This is a genomic window from Pseudomonas sp. B14-6, assembly GCF_013260315.1.
Classification (GTDB): domain Bacteria; phylum Pseudomonadota; class Gammaproteobacteria; order Pseudomonadales; family Pseudomonadaceae; genus Aquipseudomonas; species Aquipseudomonas mandelii.
The window spans coordinates 6,689,725-6,716,010 of sequence record NZ_CP053929.1; the positions used below are offsets into that span (position 1 = coordinate 6,689,725).

Annotated in this window: 18 protein-coding genes and 1 pseudogene; 9 read left to right on the forward strand and 10 right to left on the reverse strand. The window is 61.0% G+C overall.

All coding sequences use genetic code 11. The annotated features are described in order from the left end of the window. Positions 1-78 precede the first annotated feature (78 nt). A complete protein-coding gene (locus HP062_RS30475; RefSeq protein ID WP_172792490.1) occupies positions 79-1,035 on the forward strand; it encodes an alpha/beta hydrolase in 957 nt (318 codons plus the stop codon). Positions 1,036-1,291: 256 nt separating this feature from the next. Here HP062_RS30475 and HP062_RS30480 read toward each other — a convergent pair whose 3' ends face one another. The 5 genes from HP062_RS30480 to pvdM form a co-directional block, all read right to left on the reverse strand. Continuing rightward, positions 1,292-3,757, reverse strand: coding sequence for a TonB-dependent siderophore receptor (locus tag HP062_RS30480; protein WP_172792491.1), 2,466 nt, complete (start codon positions 3,755-3,757; stop codon positions 1,292-1,294). 260 nt (positions 3,758-4,017) lie between these two features. Beyond that, positions 4,018-5,667, reverse strand: coding sequence for a cyclic peptide export ABC transporter (locus HP062_RS30485; protein ID WP_172792492.1), 1,650 nt, complete (start codon positions 5,665-5,667; stop codon positions 4,018-4,020). 234 nt (positions 5,668-5,901) lie between these two features. Then, positions 5,902-6,780 (reverse strand): formylglycine-generating enzyme family protein, encoded by an 879-nt coding sequence (locus tag HP062_RS30490; RefSeq protein ID WP_145308907.1) that lies wholly within the window; start codon positions 6,778-6,780, stop codon positions 5,902-5,904. A gap of 136 nt (positions 6,781-6,916) precedes the next feature. Next, entirely contained in the window at positions 6,917-8,197 is a 1,281-nt protein-coding gene (locus HP062_RS30495; protein ID WP_172792493.1) for an aminotransferase class V-fold PLP-dependent enzyme, read from the reverse strand. Positions 8,198-8,227: 30 nt separating this feature from the next. Continuing rightward, complete coding sequence (gene pvdM / locus HP062_RS30500; protein WP_172792494.1) at positions 8,228-9,577, reverse strand: pyoverdine-tailoring dipeptidase-like protein PvdM; 1,350 nt, start codon at positions 9,575-9,577, stop codon at positions 8,228-8,230. Between the two features lie 242 nt (positions 9,578-9,819). Between pvdM and HP062_RS30505 the strand changes: the two genes are divergently transcribed. After that, the gene (locus HP062_RS30505; RefSeq protein WP_172792495.1) at positions 9,820-11,448 is read left to right on the forward strand and encodes a PvdJ/PvdD/PvdP-like protein; all 1,629 of its coding nucleotides are present in this window, start codon (positions 9,820-9,822) and stop codon (positions 11,446-11,448) included. Positions 11,449-11,553: 105 nt separating this feature from the next. Here the strand turns inward: HP062_RS30505 and HP062_RS30510 are convergent, their stop codons facing one another. The 3 genes from HP062_RS30510 to HP062_RS30520 are packed head-to-tail and all read right to left on the reverse strand — an operon-like array spanning position 11,554 to position 16,102. Beyond that, positions 11,554-12,948, reverse strand: a complete 1,395-nt coding sequence (locus HP062_RS30510) for an efflux transporter outer membrane subunit (protein WP_172792496.1) — start codon at positions 12,946-12,948, stop codon at positions 11,554-11,556. Between the two features lie 7 nt (positions 12,949-12,955). Then, positions 12,956-14,929 (reverse strand): MacB family efflux pump subunit, encoded by a 1,974-nt coding sequence (locus tag HP062_RS30515; RefSeq protein ID WP_169857413.1) that lies wholly within the window; start codon positions 14,927-14,929, stop codon positions 12,956-12,958. Beyond that, complete coding sequence (locus HP062_RS30520; protein ID WP_172792497.1) at positions 14,930-16,102, reverse strand: efflux RND transporter periplasmic adaptor subunit; 1,173 nt, start codon at positions 16,100-16,102, stop codon at positions 14,930-14,932. Between the two features lie 320 nt (positions 16,103-16,422). Here HP062_RS30520 and HP062_RS30525 point away from each other — a divergent pair, with 320 nt between their 5' ends. From HP062_RS30525 to HP062_RS30550, 6 genes and pseudogenes are all read left to right on the forward strand, one after another. Then, positions 16,423-16,905, forward strand: coding sequence for a sigma-70 family RNA polymerase sigma factor (locus HP062_RS30525; protein ID WP_042932216.1), 483 nt, complete (start codon positions 16,423-16,425; stop codon positions 16,903-16,905). Positions 16,906-17,027: 122 nt separating this feature from the next. Further along, entirely contained in the window at positions 17,028-18,365 is a 1,338-nt protein-coding gene (locus HP062_RS30530; protein ID WP_077748894.1) for a lysine N(6)-hydroxylase/L-ornithine N(5)-oxygenase family protein, read from the forward strand. 378 nt (positions 18,366-18,743) lie between these two features. Next, positions 18,744-19,079 (forward strand): annotated as a pseudogene (locus HP062_RS30535) (cation transporting ATPase C-terminal domain-containing protein); the annotation flags it as partial. Positions 19,080-19,182: 103 nt separating this feature from the next. Next, positions 19,183-19,593: a response regulator gene (locus tag HP062_RS30540; RefSeq protein WP_172792498.1), complete on the forward strand. Its 411-nt coding sequence runs from the start codon at positions 19,183-19,185 to the stop codon at positions 19,591-19,593. Between the two features lie 142 nt (positions 19,594-19,735). Beyond that, a complete protein-coding gene (locus tag HP062_RS30545; protein WP_042932214.1) occupies positions 19,736-20,356 on the forward strand; it encodes a response regulator transcription factor in 621 nt (206 codons plus the stop codon). A gap of 36 nt (positions 20,357-20,392) precedes the next feature. Next, positions 20,393-23,575, forward strand: a complete 3,183-nt coding sequence (locus HP062_RS30550; protein WP_256666051.1) for a transporter substrate-binding domain-containing protein — start codon at positions 20,393-20,395, stop codon at positions 23,573-23,575. Between the two features lie 3 nt (positions 23,576-23,578). Here HP062_RS30550 and dkgB read toward each other — a convergent pair whose 3' ends face one another. Then, complete coding sequence (gene dkgB / locus HP062_RS30555) at positions 23,579-24,382, reverse strand: 2,5-didehydrogluconate reductase DkgB (RefSeq protein ID WP_083374642.1); 804 nt, start codon at positions 24,380-24,382, stop codon at positions 23,579-23,581. Positions 24,383-24,616: 234 nt separating this feature from the next. Continuing rightward, positions 24,617-25,156 (reverse strand): PaaI family thioesterase, encoded by a 540-nt coding sequence (locus HP062_RS30560; protein WP_077748889.1) that lies wholly within the window; start codon positions 25,154-25,156, stop codon positions 24,617-24,619. 262 nt (positions 25,157-25,418) lie between these two features. Here HP062_RS30560 and HP062_RS30565 point away from each other — a divergent pair, with 262 nt between their 5' ends. Further along, entirely contained in the window at positions 25,419-26,285 is an 867-nt protein-coding gene (locus tag HP062_RS30565) for a pirin family protein (protein WP_010458472.1), read from the forward strand. Position 26,286 lies beyond the last annotated feature (1 nt).

Consider the following 26,286-nt stretch of genomic DNA (forward strand, 5'->3'; position numbering starts at 1 on the left):
CTTCGCGGGCAAGCCTCGCTCCTACAGATCACGGTTTTTCTCGCATTTTTGTACTTGTTTATTTAAAGGATTCGTCCCATGGCCGTATTGCCAGAACTTGAAGCATTTCTCGAACTCGCCGAGTTGGGCCGGATGACCGGCAAGAGTCGCGCGATGCATGAACAGACTCCGCAACAGGCACGGATCGATTTTGAAGCCTCCTCGGGGTTTCTCGATGTGCCGCTGGACAGCGTGGCCTGCGAGGACTTCACCATTGCCGCGCGGGATGGCCACAGTCTGTCGGCAAGGGTGTATCGCGATGGGCAAGCGGTCGACGGCTTGCAGCCGGTGTTGCTGTATTTTCATGGTGGCGGCTATGTGGTCGGCAGCCTCGATTCCCATGATGCGCTGTGCCGGCGACTGGCCTCGCAAGGCGGGTTTGCGTTGTTGACCGTGGATTACCGACTGGCGCCGCAATGGCGTTTCCCGACGCCGGTGCAGGACGCTTGCGATGCGGGCAACTGGCTGGTGCGCGAGGGCGCTGCGCGTGGGCTGGATGCGAACCGGGTGGCGCTGGTCGGTGACAGCGTGGGTGCAACATTGGCCACGGTGTTGTCGATCATGGCAGTGCGTGAACCTGAGGAACTGGCGTTGAAACCCAAGGCCCAGGTGTTGCTGTATCCGGTGACGGATGCGACGACGAAACGCGCCTCGCACCGGGATTTTGCCGAGGGCTATTTGCTGGAGACGCCGACGCTGGACTGGTTCTACGCGCATTACGGGCGCACGCCGGACGACCTGGCGGATTGGCGTTGCTCGCCGTTGCTGGCGGCGGATTTATCAGGCTTGGCACCGGCGCTGGTGTACTTGGCCGGGCACGATCCGCTGCATGATGAAGGGCTGGCGTATGCCGAGCGGTTGCGTGCGGCGGGGAATGAAGTGACATTGCTGGAACAGCCGGGGATGACCCATGACTTCATGCGCATGGCGGGGTTGCTGGGGGAAGTGGAAGGGATTCACTCGGAAGTGGCGGGGTGGGTGCGTTCGCGGATCTGAATTGCCATGAAAAAAACCGCCATGCCTGGATCAGGGATGGCGGTTTTTTTGTGTCCGGTCCAGGGGATTTCTGGTGGGCGACAATTGCCTTCGCGGGCAAGCCTCGCTCCTACAGGTTGGCGTCGAGTTGTGGCATGGTGCCAACCTGTAGGAGCGAGGCTTGCCCGCGAAGGCGGACTCCCATTCACCACAAAATCCCTGGCCAAAAAAATGCCCGCATCTGACGACACGGGCATTTTTCATTTCAGCTCACGACTCAGAAATCATACTTCGCGGTGACCTGCACGTTACGCGGCTCGCCGTAGAACGTGGTGTCGAAGTTGCCCAGGCCCGTCAGGTAGTTCTTGTCGAATACGTTGTTGGCATTGACGGTGAAGCTCAGATGGTCGTCGTACTGGTAACGGGTCATCAGGTCCACGAGGGTGTAGCCACCTTGCTTGATCTGGGTGTAGTCGCCCGCGCTGGCGCTGTAGATCTTGCCGTAGAACGCGCTCTGCCAGCTCACGCCGCCACCGACGGTGAACTGGTTCATCACGCCCGGCAGACGGTAGGTGGTGAAGGTACGAACGACGTGTTCAGGGCGCGTGGTGGACAGCGGGTAGCCGAAGATCCGTTGCTCGTCCTGGTCACGGGTCCGGGCGTAGGTGTAGCCCGCGGACAGGTTCCAGCCCTCGGCCAGTTCACCGGCCAGTTCCAGTTCCACACCTTTGGTGGTCGCGCCGTCGATGGCTTTGTAAATACCTTCGTTGGTGACCGGGTTGGTGCCGATCGATTCAGCGACGTTGTCCTGTTCGATGCGGAAGAAGGCCAGGCTGGCGTTCAGCTTGCCTTCGAAGTAGGCCGCTTTCAGACCGGTCTCGTAGGCGTTGCCTTCAACCGGCTGCAGGGTCGAGCCGTTGGCGTCCTTGTAGATTTGCGGCTGGTAGATATTGGTGTAGCTGGCGTACGCGGAGTACGTGTCGTTGAGGTCGTAAACCACACCGGCATACGGGGTGACGACGCCGTGTTCCTTGTAGCTGGCGTGGGTGTCGGTCTGGTTGGCGCCCGGGTTGTAGTTGTAGTCTTCGTTGTACTTGAAGGTGCTCAGGCGGGTGCCGAGGATGAACGACAGGTCATCGGTCGGGCGCAGGCGCGTGGCCAGGTAAACGCCGTTCTGGCTCTGGGTACGTTCGTATTTGCCGTTTTTCGGGAATTCCTGTTTCGGCAGTTCGCCGTTCCAGTCATAGATGCTGCCGGGCACTTGGGAGAACGCACTGGTGTCGTAAGTCGAACCGGTCTGGCGCGAGTGGGACGCCATGACACCGGCGACCAGTTCGTGCTCGCGACCGCCCAGGCTGAAGGGGCCGGAGACGTTCACGTCAGCGGTGTTCTGCACGCGATGACCTTCCCAGCGACCCCAGTAAAGGAACATGCCTTCACCGGTGGCGCGGTCCGGGTTGCCGCCGCTGGCCGAGGCCAGTTGGGTGTCATGATCGGTGGTTTTCTGGTCCAGGCTGACTTTGAGTTTCCAGTCATTGGCCAGCGCTTGCTCCAGCGATGCAAAGTAGGTGGTGCTGTCGAAATCACGACGGCTCCAGTCGGCCGCCGGGTTGAAGTGACGCGGGAACTCGGTACGGCCGCCATCGGCGAAATATGTCGGGTTACCGGTCCACGACGAACCGCGCGGGGTGGCGCTGGATTTGTCGATGCCGAAGGTCAGCAGGGTGTCGTCGGTCAGGTCGGCTTCGAGTACGCCGTAAAACAGGTCTTTCTTCTGGCTGTAGTGATCCAGGTAGGAGTTGGCGTCCTGGTATGTGGTGACGAAGCGACCGCGGACGTTGCCGGAATCAGTCAGCGAACCGGAAATATCACCTTCAGCACGGTACTTGTCCCAGCGGCCGGCGGTGGCGCTGACTGAGGCTTTGAATTCCTTGGTCGGCTTCTTGCGGATCAGGTTGACCGTGGCGGACGGATCGCCGGTGCCGGTCATCAGGCCGGTAGCGCCTTTGATGACTTCGATGTGGTCGAGGCTGGCCGAGTCGTCGCTGTTGTTCGGGTTTTCACCGTACACACCGTCGTAGATGGTGTTGACGCCATCGTACTGGAAGTTGGTGATGGCCTGGCCACGGGCGGAAAACTCGGTACGGTCACTGTCGTACTTCTGCGACGTGATGCCGGGGGTGTTGCGCAGTGCGTCGGCAACGCTGGTGACGCCGCGATCGTCCATCTGCTGGCGGGTGACCACGGTTACCGATTGCGGTGTTTCGCGAAGGGTCAGCGGCAGCTTGGTCGCGGTGGTGGTGGCGCCGGTGGTATAGGAGTCGGTGTCTTCAGTGGTCAGGCCCAGGGCCTGGCCGGAAATCGTGGTCGCGCCCAGTTGCAGGCCCGAACCGCCGCCGGAGACCAGCGTGACGCTGTTGCCGTTGATCTGGAACGAAATGCCGGTGCCTTTGAGCAGGGCGCTCAGGGCTTCGGAGGGCTCCAGCGAACCTGACACTGCACGGGACTTGATACCCGCCACCTGATCCGGGCTGTAGAGGATCTGCAGGTTGGTTTGCATGCCCAGCTCGGTCAGCGCGTTGGAAAGCGGCTGGACGGCAATGTTCACTTTTACAGGTGCAGCATTGGCCATCGAGCTCCCCAGCAAGGTGGCGGTCAGCAGCACGCTGGTAAACAGGGTGCGATGCAATGTCGGGCGCTGTACGGCCTGCGCGAGAGGTGTGCGGCGTGGTAGAGGTCGCATTACTTACCTGAGCTCCTGAAAAGTGGGGTGCAGAGTTTTTGTTAATAAGAATGATTATTAGACGCGGCGCGAAGCAAAAACCGGAAAGAAAGACGTCAATTAATTTTCAGAAAGAAGAAACCGTGGCGAGGGGTTCGCCCAAATGTCGGCCCGTTAAGAGAAACAACGGTGGGGGCGAGCCTGCTCGCGATAGCGGTATTTCATTCACCATTGAAGGTGACTGATCCACCGCTATCGCGAGCAGCCCCGCTCCCACAGGCTCAGGCCGGTGCCAGCTCGGTGACGACCCGACCGCTCTCCATGCGCACCAACTGGTCGGCCACGTCGAAGTAACGGTCATCGTGGGAGATCACGATGATGGTTTTGCCCAGGCGCTTGAGGTCCGGCAGCAGCTCGGTGTAGAAAATCCGGCGGAAGGTCGGGTCCTGGTCGGCCGCCCATTCATCGAACACCAGCACCGGGCGTTCTTCGAGCCAGGCATTGACCAGCGCCAGGCGCTTGCGCTGGCCGGTGGAAAGGTCGGTGGTGGTGAAATTGCCGTCCTTGACGCTGACCTTGTGCGCGATTTCCAGGCGTTGCAGGTATTTGTTGGCGTCTTCGGGGATGTGCGTGTCGCCCTGGACCACGTCATCGAACAGGTAATAATCAGCGAAGATCGTGGTGAACAACTGGCGATAGTCATCACGATTTTGCGCATCAATCGCCTCGCCGTTGACCCGGATCTCGCCCTGTTGCGGCGTGTACAAACCCAGCAGTAACTTGATCAGCGTGGTCTTGCCGCAACCGTTCTCACCGACAATAAACGTGATGTCGCCTTGCTTGATCGTCAGGTTGACCGGGCCCAACTGGAAGGGTGCAGCGCCTTCGACAGCCGGAAAGGCGAAACGCACATCGGCCAGTTTCAGTTCGTGCACGGCTTGCTTGACGTTGCCCTGATCGCTGAGCAGCAAGTGCGGCTCAGGGGTGGAAAACTGCTCGGACAACTCGGCGATCCGGCGGAAGGCGATCTGCGCACGGCTGACAATCGGTAACGTGCTGATCAAATGCTCCAGCGGGCCTTTCATATACAACAGCACCAGCACGAAGCCGCTCATCACGGTCTTGTCGGCGCTTGGCCAGAAGGATTGCAGCGCCAGCACCAGGCCGATGACCACGAAGAACAGCATCGAGCCGAAGGTCTTGGCGATCACGAAGGTGTTGACCGAGCGCACCTGGGTCTTGCAGATGAAATCGGCTGTCGCCTTGATCCCCGACACGAACATGCGTTGGCGACGCGGGCGGTGGATTCGCAGTTCCTTGGCGCCATCGGCAATCGCGTTGTAGTGCTTTTGCAGCTCGTCTTCAGCGTCACGGGCGGCCATGAAACCCTGCACACCCTTGCTCTGGGCGTAAGCCTGGATCGCGGTGCTGATCAGGATCGCGGCGACCATGATCAGGAACATCGGCCACGACAGGATGGCCAGGTAACCCATGCAACCGAGGGTCACGGTGAGGGAAATCGCCAGGGGGGCGAAGGCGAAGGCGAAGTCGCTGATGGTATCGACGTCGTGGGTCAGGACCGGAATCAAGCGGTGGCTGCGATAGCGTTCGATCTGCTCGATGGGGGCCGACAGGACTTTTTCACCGAGCTGTTTGCGCAGCCTGGCAATGATGTGCTGGCCGACGTAGTTGGTGCCGATGTCCGAGCAGATCGAGCTCAGCAGCGCCAGCAGGCACAGGCCGGCAAACAAGGCGACTACGCCTTGGGTCAGGCCGGTGTCCGAATGCAGGGCGTTGTTGATGGTTGCCAGCAGTACCGTGACGCTCAAGCCGCCGACCATGCCCAGGAAAATGGACGCGGCGACGATGAGTCGAAACGGTTTCAACAGGGCGAACAACTCGCCGATGGCGCCACGGGGAGGCTGGGTCATGGAAGACAGTTCCTTGGGTATAAAGGCAGATACCCAGTAGAACGTCTGATCGAAGGGTTAATTTACAGGGTCGCCGACTGGCGGCGTTCGCCGGGCATAGCGAAAATACCTGACACCACACTAAACCTTGTGGGAGCGAGCCTGCTCGCGAAAGCGGTGAGTCAGCCGACATCCATGTCGACTGTTAAACAGCCTTCGCGAGCAGGCTCGCTCCCACAGGATCGGGATTATGGTTTAGAGATCACGCACGATACGGAAACCTATCCAGTCGCCACGCTCTTGCGGGTACTGGCTGTTGCGGTTGCCGGAGCGGGAGAACACTGGCGCTTCACCCCAGTCGTTGCCGCGAATGCGCACCGCTTCGCAGTTGGGTTCTACCCAGGCACTGCCATCGGTGGGCGCGCCGACGTAGTTGGGGTGTTCGCAGTCTTCGACCCATTCGTAGACATTGCCGTGCATGTCGTACAGGCCGAACGCATTCGGTGCATAGCTGCCGACCGGCGAGCTGTAGCTGTAACCGTCCGCCGGGCCGTAGGTGTTGGCGTGTTGGCTGATGCTGTATTCCTTGCCTTCATCGAACGGGAAGGGGAACGGACCCTTGGTGCCGCCGCGCGCGGCGTATTCGCGTTGAGCTTCGCTGACCATGTGGTACTTCTGCCCGGTCTTCTTCGAGAGCCAGGTGATGTAGTTCTTCACGTCATCGAAATTCATGCACACCGCCGGCTGACGCGGGCCTTGCGGGTAACGCGGTTTGCTGGCGACGCACTCGCGACCCGGCCGGGTATCGCCATTGGCGATGGTCACGCCACTCTCGCGCACGTAGCTGTCCCATTCACCGGCGGTGACCTGGAAGCGGCTCATGGCGAAGGGTTTGGCGAAGGTCACCTCGTGCATCGGGCTTTCGTCGGGCTCGCGACCGACTTCATCGTCCGGCGTACCCATGGTGAACGTACCGGCGGGCAGCACGACCATTTCCGGGCAATCGCGGCAGTCCTTGAATACTTTGCCGGGTTGCGGGGTGGTTGCCGCCTGGGCGGTGGTTGGCAGCAGACCGGCGAGGAGGGCGGACAAGGCGAGGGCCTTGAGAGGCACGGTTAATAGATCTCGGTTCATTTGTCGTCTCGATTCAAAGAAAACTGGCGTCTCTGTGGCGAGGGAGCTTGCTCCCGCTGGGCAGCGAAGTGGCCCCAAAGAAAGGGACTGCTGCGCAGTCCAGCGCGAGCAAGCTCCTTCGCCACAAGGGGCCGCATCAGACGGTTTTGCTCAGCAAGGCCATGACGCGGTCGATATGGTTTTCGGTGTTGAGCAGGCCGGGCGCGATGCGGATGACCGGGCCGACGTCGCGGTCCACCGAGTCGCAAACCACGCGGTTTTTCATCAACTGGACGGCGATTTTTTCGCAGTCGCGGTCCTTGACCCGGAAGAAGGTGAACCCGGCCGACAGGTCCGGGCTCCTGGGTGTGACCAATTCAATCTGCGGGTGTTCCAACAGCCGGTTTTTCGCATAGGTATTGAGGGCGTGAATGCGCGCCTGGACCTCGGCCTTGCCCAGTTCCAGGTGCAGCTTGAACGCCTCGTCCAGGGCCCAGCGATGTTCGAAGCTGTGATAACCGCCGGGGGTCATGATGGTCGAGAACGTGGTCGCTTCGGAGAAGGTCGGAATCGTCGGCGTCACATCCTTGAGCTCGGCTGAACGGGCGCAGATGATCCCGGTGCCGCGCGGGCCGAACATCCATTTGTGGGTGCCGGCGATGAAAAAGTCGCAGTGCATGTCTGGGAAGTCGAGCTCTTCGACGCCGAAACCGTGCACGCCATCGACCACATACAGGATGCGGTCCTTTTCCTCACGATTGCGATTGCGTTCCGCCACCAGCTTGCCGATCTCACCAATCGGCAGCTTCACGCCGCTGCCGGACTGCACCCAGGTCATTCCCAGCACGCGGGTCTCAGGGCGAATGCCTTTGGCGATCGAATCCAGCACCTCATCCGCCGACACGGTTTGGCTGTTCTCGAACAGCTTGAGCTTGCGCACCTTGACCCCGTCCTTTTGCTGGCGATAACCCAGGGCGTAGTGGGTGGCGTAGTGTTCGTGCTCGCTGGTGAGGATTTCCTGATCCGGGCGCACATGGATGCCGCCGTAGATCAGCGACAGGCCTTGCGTGGTGCTGCCGGTCAGTGCGATTTGCTCAGGCTTGGCCTTGAGGTAATGACCGGCCCAGACGCGCACCGCGTGCTCGCGTTTTTCGGTTTCGCCCAGGTCCCAATCCATTGCCAGCCCCGGGTTGCGGTCGAGGTTGGCGCGGTGGCGTTCAATCGCCTCACGCACCGGACGTGGGTGGGACGTCACCAGGAAATTGGCGAAGTGCAGGTAGTCCGGATCCTGGTCGAACAATGAACGCAATTGCGCCCATTTGTCCTTGGGCAGCGGCGGTGGATTGGCAGCCAGTGCCGGCAGATTCACGGCAGCACTCAGGGGCAGGCCAGCCGCGAGAATACCGGCCTGCTTGAGGAATGAACGGCGGTTAGTCATGAGCTCGGTTCGCTTTTGCAAAAGAAGACATCAGTTTTTTGCCACCGGTCTGGACGACTTCTGCACCTGGTCCCAGACCCGCAGGAAATTCCCGCCCCAAAGCTTGGCGATATCGGCCTCGCTGTAGCCGCGACTGATCAGCTCGGCCGTCACGTTGCGAGCTTCGCTGACATCCTTCCAGCCTTCCAGACCGCCGCCGTCGTTGAAATCGGAACTGATGCCGACGTGGTCGATACCGATTTTTTTCACCGCGTAATCAATCGCGTCGCCGTAGTCCTTTAGGGTGGCTTTCGGTTCTTCGTCGACGATGGCGTAGAGCTGGCTGGCGTACTCGCCGAAACGTTGTTCGGACCAGACGGTGATCACCGGGTCGCCCGGCATCAGCGCCATCTCCAGGCCTTGCAGCGGTTGCAGGTCGAAGCGAGCGCGCAGGGCGTTGAGTTTGTCTCGGGTGGCCTGGCTCAGCGGACGGATGTAGGTCGGGAAGCCGACAATCTGCACCACGCCGCCGCTGTTCTTGATCAGCTGCATTTCCTGGTCGCTGAGGTTGCGCGGGATGTCCACCAGGGCGCGCGGTGCCGAGTGCGAGGCGACCATCGGCGTGCGGCTCAACTGGGCGACTTGCTCCAGGGCTTTGGTCGACATCTGCGACACGTCGATGATCACGCCCAGATCGTTGAGACGATGCACCGCTTGTTTGCCGATCTCCGACAGGCCCCCAAGGGCGTCGCGCGAATCATTGAAGAACGGCAGCGGTCGGGACGAATCCGCCCAGGCGTTGTTGCCCACGTAACTGAAACCGAACATGCGCATGCCACGAGCGGCCCACGTGTCCAGCGCGGTCGGGTCGTTGCCCAGCGGGTAGGCGTTGAGCATGCTCATGAAGATCGCGAACTTGCCTTCGCCGTGCAGGCGACGGAAATCGTCCGGGGTGTAGGCAATGGCAACCTGGTTGGGGAAGTCGCGAACCATCGTGCTGATGATTTTGTAGCGGGTTTCCTGCTCGAACCGGGCTTCGTCGACGAAGCCGGCGGTGGGGCGATGCGGGGCGTTGGCGCCGTTCCAGATTTCCGGCCAGCCGAAAATCGTCAGGGCCGCGCCGGACAAGCGACCGCGGCCGGTCTTGACCAGGTCGAATTGCCCGGTGCCGTCCTTGTCCGCTTCATTGCCGGCGGTGCCGAAGTCCAGCGGTACGGTGACGTGGCTGTCGAACGAGAGGATGCGCTCTTGCAACTCATCGGCTTGTTTCATCACCTTGGCCGGGTAGCCTGGATTGTCCTTGAACCAGTAATCCCAGGCCGCATAGCCTGCCCCGGCACTGATCGCCAGGGCCAGCGGCAGGCCGATGTAGAGAGCCTTTTTCGAACGTGGTTTTGTCATTGCCATCTCAGTCAGGTTCGTCGCCCCGGTGCGGGCGCAGGGGCCTTTGCTATCTGGGAAGAACGAGTGGTCCGGTTGGAAATTTAGTGGGACTGATGGCCTCTTCGCGGGCAAGCCTCGCTCCTACGGGTTAATGCAGGACCTGTAGGAGCGAGGCTCGCCCGCGAAGCTTTTAAATTTTTGCAGGCAACAAACGTTCTAGCTTGGATAAAGCCTGCTTCATGGCTGACACAGGTAGGGCAATGACGATTTCTCGACGATGGTTCATGGCAGGCCTGGCGCTCACCGGCGCCGCCGTGCCTGCGGCTTTTTATGGGCATCGCGAATGGACGAAACCGGATCCGACGATCACCCCCGGCGAAGCTTCATTCGATGTGGCGGATGTCGCCGGCCAGCAATTGGCGAACACCTTGCGTGGCGTCTGGCAGATTCGTTTCGAAGGGCGTGACGCCGGTATCGAAGGCTTGCCACGGGATGGGCTGGAAGTGTTTCTCGACGTCGGCCACAAAGGTCGCGGCCTGATCGGATTCCTCGACACCGCCCAGCGTTTACGCTCCAGCGATGAGCCGCGCTACCGGGTGCTGGGCGATCTGGCAGAAGCCAAACCGGCCGAGCTGAGCTGGCGGCTGGTCAGTGCCACCGCCGCCAGTGGCACGCCAGATTACGAATTCAGCATGTCGCTGGACGAAGTCTGGGCCGGTTTCGGCAACGCAGGCAGCGGCACCCTCAGTGGCCGGGTGTTGAACCTCGATCGCCCGTTGATGATGACCGCACAAGACAATCGCTTCATCGCGGTCAAGCGGGTGTTTCCCGAAGCTCGCGAGCGAACCGGTCTCAACGCGCCGCTGCTGGCGTGGCTGGTGTCCGCCGAACATCGGCTGTTTCACCAGCTCTGGCATGCCTCCCGGGACAAGTGGCACACCCTCTCCGAAGACAAGCGCAACGCCCTGCGCGGTATCGGCTGGCAGCCCGGCCCGCGGGACAAGGAGCGTGATGCCCGTGGCGCGCGAAAGGATCGCAACGGTTCAGGCGTGGACTTTTTCTTCATGCACCGGCACATGCTGGGCACGGCGCGTTCGATGCAGGATTTGCCGTCATGGCAGCATTTTCCACTGCCGCAGCCGGAACTGGCCCGGGATCGCATCGGTTTCGCCAATTACTGCGACAACCATGACGGCACCGCGTTGCCACCGACCTGGCAGGCCGACGACGATGCCGAATATTCGCAATGGGTCAGCGACATCAAGACCGCTGAGACGTATCACAGCAACTTCCAGGTCTGGGAGTCGCGCTATCGGGATCCGCGTTATCTGTCGAAACTCACCCTTGGGCAGTTCGGTTCAGAGGTCGAGCTGGGGCTGCACGACTGGCTGCACATGCGCTGGGCGTCGGTGCCGCGTGATCCGTCCAATGGCCAGCCGGTGCCGTTCGCGAGGGATCCGGCGGACTTTTCCGCGCGCTGGTATGCGCCGGAAAACGACTTCCTCGGCGACCCGTTTTCATCCCACGTGAACCCGGTGTTCTGGCATTTTCACGGCTGGATCGACGATCGCCTGGAAGACTGGTTTCGCGCCCACGAGCGTTTTCATCCGGGGGAGGTGAGTCGGCTGGAGGTCAACGGTGTGGCGTGGTTTGCGCCGGGGCGCTGGGTCGAGGTGGCTGATCCGTGGCTGGGGCCGAGCACCCATGGTTGCAGCACGACGCCGGGGTTGCAGGTGGGCAAGTCGGTCGAGATGGACCCGGAAACCATGAAACTGGCGTTGCGCATCACCTTTGGTGAAGACGATAAAAAGCTGGCGGACCTGTTCCGCAAAGTGCCGCAGCGGCCTTGGTATGCGCGGCATTTGAAGGCCAGGCCGATTACCAGCTAAACCGATAGACCGGGTTATCGTTCTTCGCGGGCAAGCCTCGCTCCTACAAGGGCATCATGTAGGAGCGAGGCTTGCCCGCGAAGAGGCCCTCACTGGCAACTCAAATCACAGAACCTGCCACCCGCCACCCAACGCCTTGTACAGCGCAATACTCGCCTGCAACCGCGACAACCGCAGCTGCACATTCAGATCCTGCGCCGCATACAGCGTGCGCTGGGTCTCCAGCACGGTCAGCAAATCCTCGGCCCCGGCCTGATAACGGCTTTGCGCGATATTGAAGGCGGTCTGCGCCTGGCTCAGTTCCTCGCTTTGCCACTGTCGCTGTGCATCCAGTCCGCGAATGCTGTTGAGGGCTTTTTCCACGTCGGCGAAGCCGTTGATGATCGCCCCGCGATAAGTTTCCAGCAGTTCTTCCTGGCGGGCCGTGGCTTTGTCGCGCTCGGCGTCCAAGCGACCATTGTTGAAGATCGGCGCAAGTAATCCGGCGGTGAGGTTGTAGAAAGGACTGCGCAGAATATCTGTCGCCCGGTTCGCCCCCGACCCCAGTTCGGCACTCAACGTCACCTTCGGCAGCATCGCCGCGCGGGCGACGGTGACGTCGGCTTGTGCGGCGGCCAGTTGCGCTTCGGCGCGGGCGATGTCCGGGCGGCGGGTGAGCAATTCGCTGGGGGCGCCGGCCGCGATGGTCGGCCATGACAGCTGATCAAAGCGCTCCTGACCCAGCGCCAGTTGCTGAACCGGCCGGCCGAGCAGGGCGGCCAGACCGATCAGCGCGTCTTGAGCCTGTTGCTGCACCAGCGGCAACTGCCGTTGTTGCGCGGCCACCAGGCTCTTCTGCTGCGCCAGCTCAAGTGCCGTTGCGGACCCTGAATCGAATCGCGTCTGCACCAGTTTCAATACGTTCTGCGCGTTGGCCAGGTTCAGCTCGGCGATGCGGCTTTGCTCGCGCAGCGACAAGGCCTGCGCGTAGGTGTTGGCGACGCCGCTGAGCAGCGTCAATTCCACGGTGGCCTGATCAAACTCGCTGGCCTGCAAAGCGAATTGCGCGCTGTCACGGGAGGCCCGTTGACCGCCCCAGAAATCGATTTCGTAAGTGGCGCTGAGGCTGGCGTTGAAGTAATCGACGGCCTTGTTTTCGCTGTCGGCGTCGAGCTGGCTGTAACCGTTGCCGCGCAGCAGTTTTTGCCGATTGGCGTTGAGGCCAGCCTTGACCTCCGGCAGCAGCGAGCCACCGGCAACCACCGTCTCGGCCTGCGCCTGGCGCACCCGCGCGATGGCCGCGGCCAGGTCGTAACTGCCGACCCGCGCCTGTTCGATCAGTTGATCCAGCTGCGGGCTGCCAAACTGCGTCCACCATTGCAGGTTGTTGCGGGTGGCGTCTTGCGTGTGCGGCGATTGCCAGGCGTCGGGCGGCTGGAGGCCGCTGTCCGGGCGCTGGGCGGGCGTGCCGCAGGCGCCGAGCAACAGGCAGAGGGTCAGTAAACTCAGTTGCGGCTTCATGGAGAGATCATTCACTGGTAAGGGCCGTGACCGGGTCGAGTCGGGCAGCTTTGCGGGCCGGCATGAAGCCGAAGACAACACCGGTGACCAGGGCGCAGGCGAAGGCGCCGAGCACCGCTATCAAAGAGAACGCGACCGCGACTTCGCTGAGGATCAGCACGCCGCCGACGATCAGCGCCAGGGCAATCCCGGCGAGACCGCCGACCACCGAAAGCATCACCGCTTCCGTCAGGAACTGGCGCAGGATGTCGCGCTGACGGGCGCCGGTGGCCATGCGGATACCGATCTCCCGCGTGCGCTCGCGCACGGTCATCAGCATGATGTTCATCACCCCGATGCCGCCGACCAGCAGCGAGATGGCGGCAATCGAGCCCAGCATCAATGACAAGGTGTTTTGCGTGCGCGCTTCGGCCTGGATCATCGCGGCGTTGTTGGTCAGTTCGAAATCCTTCTTGCCGTTGTGCAGGCGCAGCATCAATTGCTCGATGGCGATTTCGGTCTCCTTGACCTTGCGTGCGTCGGCAGCGGCGATAGCCACGTATTCGGGATTATGCGTGCCGAACAGCCGCACACTGGCGGCGGAGTAGGGGATGGCGATGCGGTCGTCGCTGTCGGAGTCGCCGGAGCTGGCGCCTTTTTCGGCGAGCACGCCGACCACCTGGAACGGCACGTTTTCGATCAGGATGTACTGGCCGATCGGGTTGGCCACGTCCTTGAGCAACTTGGTCCGCACCTTGTGGCCAATCACTGCCACCGCGGCGGCGTTACGTTCATCGTCCTGGGTGAAATAGCTGCCTTGCACCACCGGCCAGTTGAAGATGGCCGGGAAATTGGTGTCGTTGCCGCCGACGTAGCTCAAGTGGTCGAGGTTGCCGAAACGCACCCCGGCTTCCTGGCCATTGACCGGCATGATCCGCGTCACCTGCGGCAGGCTTCCCACCGCCGCGACGTCATCCAGGGTGACGATGCCTCGCGGTGTTCGCGGGTTGGGTGATGAGCCACTGAGGTAAATGATGTTTGAGCCGAAGGCGCCCATTTGCGCCATGACCTGGCGTTTGCTGCCTTCGCCGACGGCCAGCATGACCACCACCGACGCCACGCCGATGATGATGCCGAGCAGCGTCAGCGCGGTGCGAAAGCGGTTGATCCACATCACCCGCCACGCCGCTTGTACGGCGTCGATCAGTTCGCCTTTCCAGGCCCCGGTCGCTTCGGCGCCTTCGGTCAGGCGCTTGCGCAGATCCACCGCTTGCAGCGCACCGGGGTTGGCCGAGGTTTGTGCTTGAGGGTTGTCCACCGCGCTGTCGCTGATGATCAGCCCGTCGCGGATTTCGATGATGCGCTTGGCCCGGGCCGCGACTTCACGGTCGTGGGTGATGAGGATGACCACGTGGCCCTGGCTCGCCAGTTCGTCGAGCAGGGTCATGACCTCGGCGCCGCTGTGGCTGTCGAGGGCGCCGGTGGGTTCGTCGGCGAGGATGATGTGGCCGCCGTTCATCAAGGCGCGGGCAATCGACACCCGTTGTTGCTGGCCGCCGGAGAGCTGGTGCGGGCGGTTGCCGGTGCGCGACGCCAGGCCGAGGCGGTCGAGCAGGGCGGCGGCGCGGGCATGGCGTTCGGCGGCGGGCAGGCCTGCGTAGATGGCCGGCATCTCGACGTTTTCCTGGGCCGAGCCGGACGGGATCAGGTGATAACCCTGGAACACAAAGCCAAAGGCTTCGCGGCGCAGCCAGGCCAGCTCGTCGCTGTCGAGGGCGGCGACGTTTTGCCCGGCGAACCGGTATTCGCCCGAGGTCGGGCGGTCGAGGCAACCGAGGATGTTCATCAGCGTCGATTTGCCGGAGCCGGACGCGCCGACAATCGCCACGAATTCCCCGGCATGAATCGACAGGTCGATGCCGCGCAACACGTGAACTTGCGGTGAATCGCCGCCGCCGTAGGCTTTGCGGATGTCCTGCAGGTCGATCAGAGGCGTCTGCATTCAGCCGCCACTCCCGTCGGCCGTGCCGATCAGCAGGTGATCGCCTTCCTGCAAACCGTCGAGGATCTGCACCCGAAGACGATCGCTGATGCCGGTGCGCACGTCGCGCTGCTGGATACTGCCGTTTTCAGCGACGACCTGGGCAATTTGCCTATTCGCTTCGGTGCCGGCCTGCAGCGCCGCGACCGGCGCGGTCAGGGTGTTTTTTGCCTGATCCGAAACGAAGAACACCTGGGTGGTCATTTCCGCCATCAGCGCGTTGTCGGCGTTATCGACGTCCAGCAACACCGTATACAGCACCACGCGCGCGCTGCCGCTTTTGCTCGAACTGGCCGGGCTGCCGCCGCCCTGGCTAGTCTGGTCCAGTGGCTTGGGCGGCACCGGCAGAATCTGCCGCACGGTGCTGCTCCAACGCCGGTTGCCGCTGCTGAGGGTGGTGAACCAGGCGATCATGCCGGGTTTGACGTGGCCGATGTCGGCTTCCGAAACTTCGGCCCACACCGTCATGGGCGACAACTTGGCGATGCGCAGAATCAAGGGTGTTTGCTGCTGGGCGTTGAGGGTCTGGCCGACCCGGGCGTCGAGGGCGACCACGGTGCCGGCCATCGGTGCGTAAATCCGCGTGTAACCGAGTTCGGCCTGATCGCTGCGCAGGCTGGCTTGGGCCTGACGGATCTGCGCCTGGAACATGTCGATGCGCGCCTGGGTGGCACGCAGTTCGGCCTGGGCGGTTTGCACGTCTTCCTCGCGGGTCGCGCCGCCGGCCTTGAGGTTCTGCTGGCGCTGGAATTTCTGCCGGGCCAGTTCATGCTGGGCTCGTTGTTCCTGGAGCTGCGCCTTGAGGTTCTCGATGGAGAACCGGCCGGCGTCGAGCTTGGCCTGCTGGGTGGACGGATCGATCTCCACCAGCAGCTGGCCTTCCTTGACCACGTCGCCGACCTCCACATGAATCTTCTGGATCTGCCCGGACGCCTGCGCACCCACGTCGACATAACGCCGGGGCTGCAGGGTGCCCAACGCGGTGACGCTGCTTTCAATGTCGCCACGACTGACTTGCACGGTGGCGAATTTATCCCGGCCCGGTGGGATCACTTGCCAGGCGGCGATGGCAATAACGGGGATCAGACAAAGTGCTACAAGCAGGGCGCGTCGGGTCTGTCGGGGACGTTTCATGCAGGGTTCCGGCCAATGGGTATCGGCCCGTCGTTCATCCTGCGCACGAAAAGCGGCGGCAGGCGAACGCTGTCGGGGGCCGACAGACACGGGGAGCTGTCCTGTAAACGAGGAATGTCGCGGGGAATTTAGGTGCTGACACATACCGTTACAGGTGTAGCGCATGACTATTTATCAGGTAAGTCAAAGCAACACTTTAAATCTATATGAGAATTACTATAAATTACGCGACTCGAACTGCCACCATCTTGCCATTGCCCATTTGTGCGGTCGCGGAAGTGGCTCAAGGATAGAAACCGCACCCTGTGCGGCCGGGAGTCATGTTGGAAAACTACTATCGCGAGCTGGTGTGTTTCCTGAACGCCAGGCTAGGCAACCGTCAGGTGGCCGAAGATGTGGTGCATGACGCTTATCTGCGGGTGCTGGAGCGTTCCAGTGACACACCGATCGAGCAGCCCCGGGCCTTCCTTTATCGCACCGCGCTGAACCTGGTGATCGACGATCATCGCCGCAACGCCTTGCGCCAGGTTGAATCACTGGACGTGCTCGACAACGAAGAGCGCTACTTCACCCCATCCCCGCACAACTGCCTCGATCATGGCCAGCGCCTGGAAATGCTCCAGCGTGCCCTGGCGGAATTGCCGCGGCTGTGTCGCGAAAGTTTTCTGCTGCGCAAGATCGACGGCCTGTCGCACCCGGAAATTGCAGAGCACCTCGGTATCTCGCGCGCGCTGGTGGAGAAGCACATCGTCAATGCCATGAAGCATTGCCGCGTGCGGATGCGACAGTGGGACGCCCATTGATCCCTTCTCTCTAAATTTTTTTTCATTGTCCTCGTTCCTACTCAACAGACGACCTGCTGTCCTGCATCAGGTCACTTAGGCTTATTCCCCTTGTTGAGGGGTTCATCCAGAGGACACTGGAAATGACACAGGCAATTGCATCGCCCATCGTTCACGACCTGATCGGCGTCGGTTTCGGCCCTTCGAACCTGGCGCTGGCCATCGCTCTGCAAGAGCGCGGGCCGAGCCAGGGCGAGCTGGATGTTCTGTTTCTCGACAAGCAGGCGGACTATCGCTGGCACGGCAACACCCTGGTGACCCAGAGCGAGTTGCAGATCTCCTTCCTCAAGGACCTGGTGACCCTGCGCAACCCGACCAGCCCGTATTCGTTCGTTAACTACCTTAAGCATCACGGACGTCTGGTGGACTTCATCAACCTCGGCACCTTCTACCCGTGCCGCATGGAGTACAACGACTACCTGCGCTGGGTCGCCGGCCAGTTTGAAGCCCAGAGCCGCTATGGCGAAGAAGTGCTGACCATCGAGCCGGTGCTGCACAACCAGCAGGTCGAGGCGCTGCGGGTGATCTCTCGCGATACCCAAGGGCAGCAACACGTGCGCACCACCCGTTCGGTGGTGGTCAGTGCCGGCGGTACGCCGCGCATTCCCGAAGCGTTCAAGGCGCTCAAGGATGACGGCCGCGTGTTCCACCACTCGCAGTACCTGGCGCAGATGGCCAAACAGCCTTGCGTGAACAATCAGCCGATGAGCATCGCAATCATCGGCGGCGGCCAGAGCGCGGCGGAAGCCTTCATCGATTTGAACGACAGCTTCCCGTCGGTGCAGGTCGACATGATCCTGCGTGGCTCGGCGCTGAAGCCGGCGGATGACAGCCCGTTCGTCAACGAAGTGTTCTCGCCGGAGTTCACCGACCTGGTGTTCCAGCAGGCGAGCAGCGAGCGTGAGCGACTGGTCAACGAGTACCACAACACCAACTATTCGGTGGTGGACATTGACCTGATCGAACGCATCTACGGCATCTTCTATCGCCAGAAAGTCTCGGGTATCGCGCGTCATACCTTCCGTACGCTGACCACCATCGAAAAAGCCACCGCCACCGAGCGCGGCATCGAGCTGGCGGTGCGCAACAATGCCACCGGTGAAGTCTCGGTTCGTCTGTACGATGCCGTGGTATTGGCCACCGGTTACGAGCGCCAGATGCACCGCAAACTGCTGGCGCCGCTGGAGCAATACCTGGGTGATTTCGAGGTGGATCGCAACTACAAGCTGATCACCGACGAGCGCTGCAAGGCCGGCATCTATATGCAGGGCTTCTGCCAGGCGAGCCACGGTTTGAGCGACACGCTGTTGTCGATCCTGCCGATACGCGCGGATGAGATTGCCGGGTCGTTGTATGACCATGGCAAGCATCGTGGGCATAGCCGGTCGGTGGTGGATTTGTTGTTGGCCACTGCCAGTTAAATTTTCTGTGTCTGTTGACCCGTCATCGCGAGCAGGCTCGCTCCCACAATGGACCTGTGTCTGCAGGCCTGATGCGGGAGCGAGCCTGCTCGCGATGGGCCCTGAAGAACACCACAAATACTGAAAGCTGAACCCTTCCTGAAGAACCCCGCAATTCCCCCACCCGCCGCCGTTCCTTCGTTTACTCTCCAGAAATCGGGGCGTAAGCTTCGCGCGTTTTCATCAATAGCGGAGACCCTCAGTGGGTACTTGTTCGAGTGACAGTAGTCGGCCGGTTTCGATAACCGGCACCTTCCCGGCAAGATAACGCGCAGCCTGTTGCCGCTGTCTCGCCGATAAGCGAGCAGCGGAAATCCCGATCGCGGCCAGCCCTGGACCTGGTACGTGCTCGACGCCAATACCCCGGACCATCAAACGCTCTTCCAGTCCGGCTGGTTCGTGGTCGGGCTGCTGACTCAGACCTTGATCGTGCACATGATCCGCACGCCGAAAATCCCGTTCCTGCAAAGCCGCGCAGCCATGCCGTTGATGGTCATGACCGGGATCATCATGGCCGTGGGGATATTCCTGCCGATGGGGCCGTTGGCGCACTACTTCAAACTTCAGGCGTTGCCGTCGCTGTATTTCGTGTTCCTGCCGCTGATTCTGCTGGCGTACATGGGGCTGACTCAGGCGGTGAAGGGGTTCTACATTCGGCGGTTTGGATGGCAGTAATGGCCGGAAACTGCGGTTTTTTAGGAAAAGTCCTACAGAAACATCTGTGCGCCTCCCGTAGCCTCGCCGCTTCAAAAATCAGCTATTCACACATGAGGCTACGATGCCGAATAAAGCCTTGCGCATCTTGATCGCCGACGAGCAACACTTTCACCGGATGCTGATCGAGCGGCTGTTCAATCAGCTCGATTATTACCGCGTGGCGCCGGTGCAGGACCTTGCTTCAATGCTGACCCTGGTCGAGTACGGTTGCGAGCCGTTCGACCTGGTGATCGTCAATGCCGCGCTGGCGGCAGGCGAACTGGATTTGCTCAGCTATTTTCTCGATAACCGGCAGGTTCGCCACGCACTGATTTTCGACGGCCAACGGGCACAGTTACCGACGATCCCGGCCCACTCGCAACCCAGGGTTCAGGTGAGTCACGCGGCGCTGCCTGATCTGCGCTGTATTCAGACGTTGCTGGCGATCATTGATCCATCGTCGCAGGAGCGTAATCAGCGGTACGCCGGGTGATTGCCGCATACCGTTCGTCGGTACTGTCATTTCTGACAGGTAGATTCTGCCTTTCTCCCATGCAACAGTCCTGGCGCAGCCGTTGCGTCTGCCCCGGCGTCATCCGACGGGCATTCGTTGAGTTTTTGCACAGGGAGTTGCCATGAAGAGAGCGATGATTGTGGACGATCATCCGGTGGTTCGCGCCGCAGTGAAACTTGTACTTGGGCGGGAAGGCTTCAAGCAGATTCATGAGGCGGCCAGCGTTGGGGAAGCGTTGACCACACTCCGTGAGCAACAAGTGGATCTGCTGATCCTGGATCTGGTGATGCCCGGCGGCAACGGCCTGGACCTGCTGGAGCGAATCAAGGCCTGCGACTGGAAATGCGTAGTGCTGGTGTTCACCTCCCTCGATCCACTGTTTTTCCAGGAGCGATGCATGCGCGGCGGCGCGTTGGCGTATGTCTCAAAAAACAACAGCCTGGAGCAATTGCAAAAGGCTGTGCACGCGTTGATGGCGGGCTACACCTACTTTTCGCAGTTGCTGTCCAGACCGATGAACCCGCTGCAACACAGCGAAAAAAAGTTGATCGATACACTGTCCAACCGCGAGTTGACCATCTTGCAATACCTTGCCCGAGGCTTTTCCAACAAAGCGATCGCCGAAGCCATGAACCTGAGCCACAAAACCGTGAGCACCTACAAAACGCGCTTGGTCATAAAACTGGGGGTTGTGGCGGCAGTGCATCTGCGGGACTTCGCCATACGCAATAACCTGATCTGAGTGCGCCTGACCGTGCGTGTATGGCTGCTGCGCCTCATGTTATGTCTCGTGCCGGCGGTATCGGCTATCGCCGGCGAGCCTGAGCGCTTGCAGTTGCTGGGGCGTTCCACGGTGGAGGGCTACGCGGTCGATCTGGATGAACAAGACCGGCAATGGCTGCGCAACAAGCGTGTGTTGCGCCTCGGGGTGAGCGGACCGGACTACCCGCCGTTCGAAGTGACGCGCAATCACGACGAGCTGGAAGGCATCACCGCCGATTACGCCATACTCGTTGCGCAACTGCTGAACGTACAGATCGAAGTGCTGCGTTATGTCACCCGAGAAGCGGCCATGGAGGCGCTTAGATTCGGTGAACTGGATCTGCTGGGCACTTCGAACAACTTTGAACTGGCCGACCCCGAGCTGATCCTGTCCAGCGCTTATGCTGAAGACCAGCCGATGCTGGTCACCCGACGGGACGAGCACATGCCCGTGGATCTGGCGGGTAAGCGCATTGCCATGGCCGATGATTACCTGCCGGCGCAGACCGTTGAATCGTTCTATCCCCAGGCCAGCCTGCAACGTTATCCTTCGACGCTCGATGCGCTCGGGGCGGTGGCGTATGGGCAGGTTGACGTATCCCTCGTAGACATCTTCAGCGCCAATTACCTGATCAACAATAACTACCTCAATGACGTTCAACTGATGGGGCCGGCCAGCCTCGACGCTAACCCGTTCGGCTTCGCGCTGGCTCGGGACAACCTGGCGCTGAAGGACCTCATCGACAAGGCGCTGGTGGCGATCCCCATGGAGCAGCGCTCTATCATCGAGCAGCGCTGGAGCGCCGGCAGGGCGAAAGTGGCGGGACAGCAACGCGTGGATCTGAGTGAGAGTGAACAGCGCTGGCTGGATCAGCATCCGACGGTCAATGTGGGGGTTGTGGAGAATTTTGCGCCGTTGACGTTCTACGATCCCGAGGGCCGATTCAGCGGGTTGGCGGCGCAAATGCTGACGCTCATCAGCCAGCGCAGCGGTTTGAATTTCAACGTGTTGCGAGGCCAATCCCTGGACCAGCAGATCCAGCGACTCAAGGCCGGCGAGATTGACATCTTGCCCGCCATCATTCCCACGACCGAAGGCGTATCCGGGCTGCACTTTACCCGGTCCTATGCAGTCAATCCCTACACGCTGGTCAGTGCGACCACCTCCGGTAGTCCACAGACGCTGGGCGATCTGGCCGGTAAACGCCTGGCGATTTATCCCCGTCACCCCATGCGCGCGTTCATTCAGGCGCGGTCACCGCAGGTGCAGATGGTGGACGTACAAAACCCGGCCGAAGGTCTGGAGTCGGTGGCGAAGGGACAGGCCGATGCCGCGCTCAGTTCATTGTTCATGACCCGTTACCTGATTGCCCGGTATTACCAGGGACGTTTACGCATCAGCAGTACCGTGGGCGATGAACCGGCGCGCATCTCGATGGCAACCGGCCGTGATGAATCGGTGTTGAACTCGATTTTGAACAAGGCCTTGCTGAGCATTTCGCCCGAGGAAATGGACGATCTGGTCGCCCGCTGGAGCAGTGATGCGGTGGTCGATGACAGTTATTGGCTGCGCCATCGGCAAGCTATTTTGCAGGGGTTTGCGGCGGCCGGGGCGTTGTTGTTGCTGGCCTTGGGATGGATCGCCTGGCAGCGTCGGCAAATTCGCCAACGCCAGCAGTGGCTGCAGCAGTTGCAGCAGGCCAAGGACGTTGCGGACGATGCCAACCGTGCCAAAACCACTTTTTTGGCAACCATGAGCCATGAAATCCGCACACCGATGAGTGCCCTGATCGGGTTTCTGGAAATGGCCTGGAAGCGGGCTGAAGAGGGCGTTGCCGATCGCCGATCCCTTGAGGTCGCCGCTACGGCTGCTCAGCAGTTGCTGGCGTTGATCGGCGACATTCTGGATATCGCGCGCATTGAGTCAGGGCGTTTATCGCTGACGCCCGAACGTGCCAATCTGCGTGATCTGGTGGCGTCGATCTGTCGGGTCTTTGAAGGACTTGCCCGGGAAAGGCACTTGGCGTGGCGCGTCGATCTGGACCCGCGCAGCGACCGTGAGGTGCTGATCGACCCCACGCGCTTCAAGCAGGTGCTGTCCAACCTGTTGAGCAACGCGATCAAGTTCACCCGTGAGGGTGAGGTGAGTTTGACGTTAAGTGTGGTGTCCGGACTGTCAGGGCATCTGGCGATCAATGTGCGCATTGAAGACACCGGCATCGGCATCAGCGCAGCTGACCAGAAACGCTTGTTCAGTCCGTTCGTTCAGGCCGGCAACAGCCAGCAATCCGCGAGCATGGGGTCCGGGCTGGGGTTGGTGATCAGTCAGGCGTTGTGCGAAATGATGGGGGGGCGGCTGGTGCTGCGCAGCGTCCTCGGCCAAGGCTCGCAAGTCGACATCAGCCTTTCGCTGATGGCGTTGAAGCCGTTACCACCCTGTGCATCAGTCGACAGCGGATCACCGATACCCACGCGGCCACTGACCATTCTGGTGGTTGACGATTACCCGGCCAATCGCCTGTTGCTCTCAAGCCAGCTGAGCTACCTGGGGCATCGAGTGATGGAGGCCGAAGAGGGCGAGCGAGGGCTGGAACTGTGGCGTACACACGAGTTTGATGTGGTCATCACTGACTGCAATATGCCGAAGCTCAGCGGTTATGAATTGACCGGTGAGATACGCGATGAAGAGCGCGCATATGGCCTGCTGCCGACGCTGATCCTGGGTTTTACCGCCAATGCGCAGCCTGAGGAAAAGGTCCGGTGCCTGGAAGCGGGCATGGACGATTGTCTGTTCAAGCCGATTCGGCTGGCGGATCTGAGTAGTTGGTTGGCCGACCGGTTTGCAGAGACGACGAACGAACAACCCCCATCATCCGAGATCGACTTGAGCGAGCTGGAGCAATACGTCGGGGAAGACCGGACGTTGATCAATCAATTGCTGCGTGAACTGGCAATAACCAATCGCAACGACCGCGAACATCTGCTTCAAGCACACGCCGACAACAATCTCCCGGGTCTGCGAGACCTGGCGCACCGTATCAAGGGCGGTGCGCGCATGGTCCGTGCCCAACGGTTGATCGAAAGGTGCAAGGCGCTGGAACGTGCCTGCGCCGAAGGTCGTGCGACATCGATCGACGAAGCCGTCGATCAATTGCAGGACGCCATGCGAAGTCTCGATCAGAGCCTTGAGACGGGCTGACACTTAATCCCAGTGCGGCGCGATACCTTTGGGGCTGGTCAATCGATGGCCGCGATCCAGGCTGGCGATCAACGCCATGTCGGCTTCGCTCAACTGCAGGTCACAGGCTTTCAGATTGCTTTGCAGGTTGGCGCGTTTGGTGGAAGAGGGGATAACCGCGTACCCCGACTGCATGGCCCAGGCCAGCGTGACTTGGGCCGGGGTAGCCTGAAGACGAGCGGCGATTTGCTGGATGACCGGGTCTTTCAACACTTCGCCGTAGGCCAGGGTCATGTAGGACGTGATCTGGATGCCCTGGCGGCGGGCAAACTCAACGACCTTGCGGTTCTGCAGGTACGGGTGCAGCTCGATCTGGTTGGTCGCGATGTTCTCGGCACCGACCGCTGCAATCGCTTTTTGCATCAGCTCGACGGTGAAGTTGGAGACGCCGATCTGCCGGGTCAGGCCCAGTCGCTTGGCTTCGAGCAAGGCGCCCATGAACTCTTCGACCGGCACTTGATCGTCCGGGGACGGCCAGTGGATCAGCGTCAGGTCCAGGTAATCGGTCTGCAGTTTGCGCAGGCTTTCTTTGAGGCTGTCGATCAACCGGTCTTTGGCGAAATTGGCGATCCAGATTTTACTGGTGATGAACAATTCTTCACGGGCGATACCGCTGGCGGCGATGGCCTCGCCGACCTCGGCTTCGTTTTCGTAGATTTGCGCGGTGTCGATCACTCGGTAACCCAGCGCGAGGCCGGTGCTCACCGAATCGATGACCACTTGGCCTTGCAAACGAAAGGTACCAAGACCGAATGCGGGAATAGACATCAATGACTCCAAGGGTTGCAGTGGGAATGGACAGGAGTATCCCCGGCTGCCTCCCTGGGAAAAACCGCTGGACGGGCAAAGCAATGTTTACCGCAAGTCATGAATCGGGGGGCCGCCTGGAGGATTGAGGGTGTCTGGTCTGTCGTCTTCGCGGGCAAGCCTCGCTCTTACAGGGGCGGCGTTGCGTTTGTAGGCGCGAGCCTGCTCGCGATGGCCACAACTCGGTCTCGGAACTTACCCCCGAGCCTCAAGAATCATGCAAGTCGTCGACCCCGTCGCATACAACCGCCCATCCACATCATAAATCCGCCCCTCGGCCAGCGCGGTGGAGCGGCCCAGATGCACAATTTTCCCTTCGGCCCGGACTGGTCCGCTGGCGCCGGTCAACGCCCGGACGTAGCTGATGCGCAAGTCCAGCGTCGTATACCCCTGGCCCTTCTTGAGCTGTGTATGAATCGCACAGCCCATGCACGAATCCAGCAAGGTCGCCGCGTAGCCGCCATGCACGCTGCCCAGCGGGTTGTAGTGCCGCGAATCCGGCGTGCCCTGGAAAATGAACAGCCCGGCCGACCATTCGATGGGGATGAAATCCATCAAGGCGCCGATGGGCGGTGAAGGCAGTGCGCCGTCGCCGATACCCTGGAAAAACTCGGCGGGTGACAGCGCGCTGACCTCAGCCATGGACAGGCTGCCCGGTCCGGCCAGACGCGAGCGCATGGCCTGTTCCTGGGCGATCCATTGGGCGAGGGTGGCGTCGCGGGTGGGGCTTTGCATGATGAGTTCCTCGAACGAGAGCGGATATTATGGTTGTAATCCCGATCGATATTATGTCCGAAATAAAAACTCCGCCAGCCCCGCGTGTCGAGTCGTCACACGCTATCGCCCTGGCGCAATTCCTCGCCGATTACCAGCCCTGTCGAAACCTTTGCCATCGTTCTCCAGGTAGAACGCTCAGGCTGATTTTTGCCGTCTAGTGCATTGAAGCGTTCGGTCTTAAGCTGAGTCCATTGCGTCAAACAACGAATTTGGAGGCAGGATGAAAAACATCATCGGTATTTACACCAGCCCGCGCACCCACTGGGTCGGCGACGGTTTCCCGGTTCGCACACTGTTTTCCTATGACAACCTGGCCAAACACATCAGCCCGTTTTTGCTGCTCGATCATGCTGGCCCCGCCGAATTCACCCCGACCACCGAGCGTCGTGGCGTGGGTCAGCATCCGCACCGCGGTTTCGAAACCGTGACCATCGTTTACAAGGGCGAAGTGGAGCACCGCGACTCCACCGGCAGCGGCGGCAGGATTGGCCCCGGCGATGTGCAATGGATGACCGCGGCGTCGGGGATTCTCCACGAGGAATTTCACTCCGAAGAGTTCGCCAGGACCGGCGGCACCCTGGAAATGGTGCAGCTGTGGGTCAACCTGCCGGCCAGGGACAAAATGGCCGATGCCGGTTACCAGACGATTCTCGATGGCGACATCCCGAACCTCCCGCTCAAGGACAAGGCTGGCAGCTTGCGCTTGATCGCGGGCGAGTTTGAGGGGCACACCGGTCCGGCGCGCACGTTCACGCCGATCGACGTCTGGGACCTGCGCCTCAACGGCGGCAAGTTGTTGACCCTCGACCTGCATGAAGGCCGTAACACCGCGCTGGTGGTGTTGCGCGGCACGGTTGAGGTCAACGGCCTGGAACTTATGCGCGAAGGGCAGTTGGCGTTGTTCGAACGCGATGGCCATCAGCTCAGCCTGGAAGCCAATGATGACGCCGTGGTGTTGCTGCTCAGCGGCGAGCCGATCGACGAACCGATTGTCGGTCACGGCCCGTTCGTGATGAACAGCGAGCAAGAGATTCATCAGGCCTTTGCTGACTTCCAGTCGGGCCGTTTCGGCCAGATGAGCGGTTGAG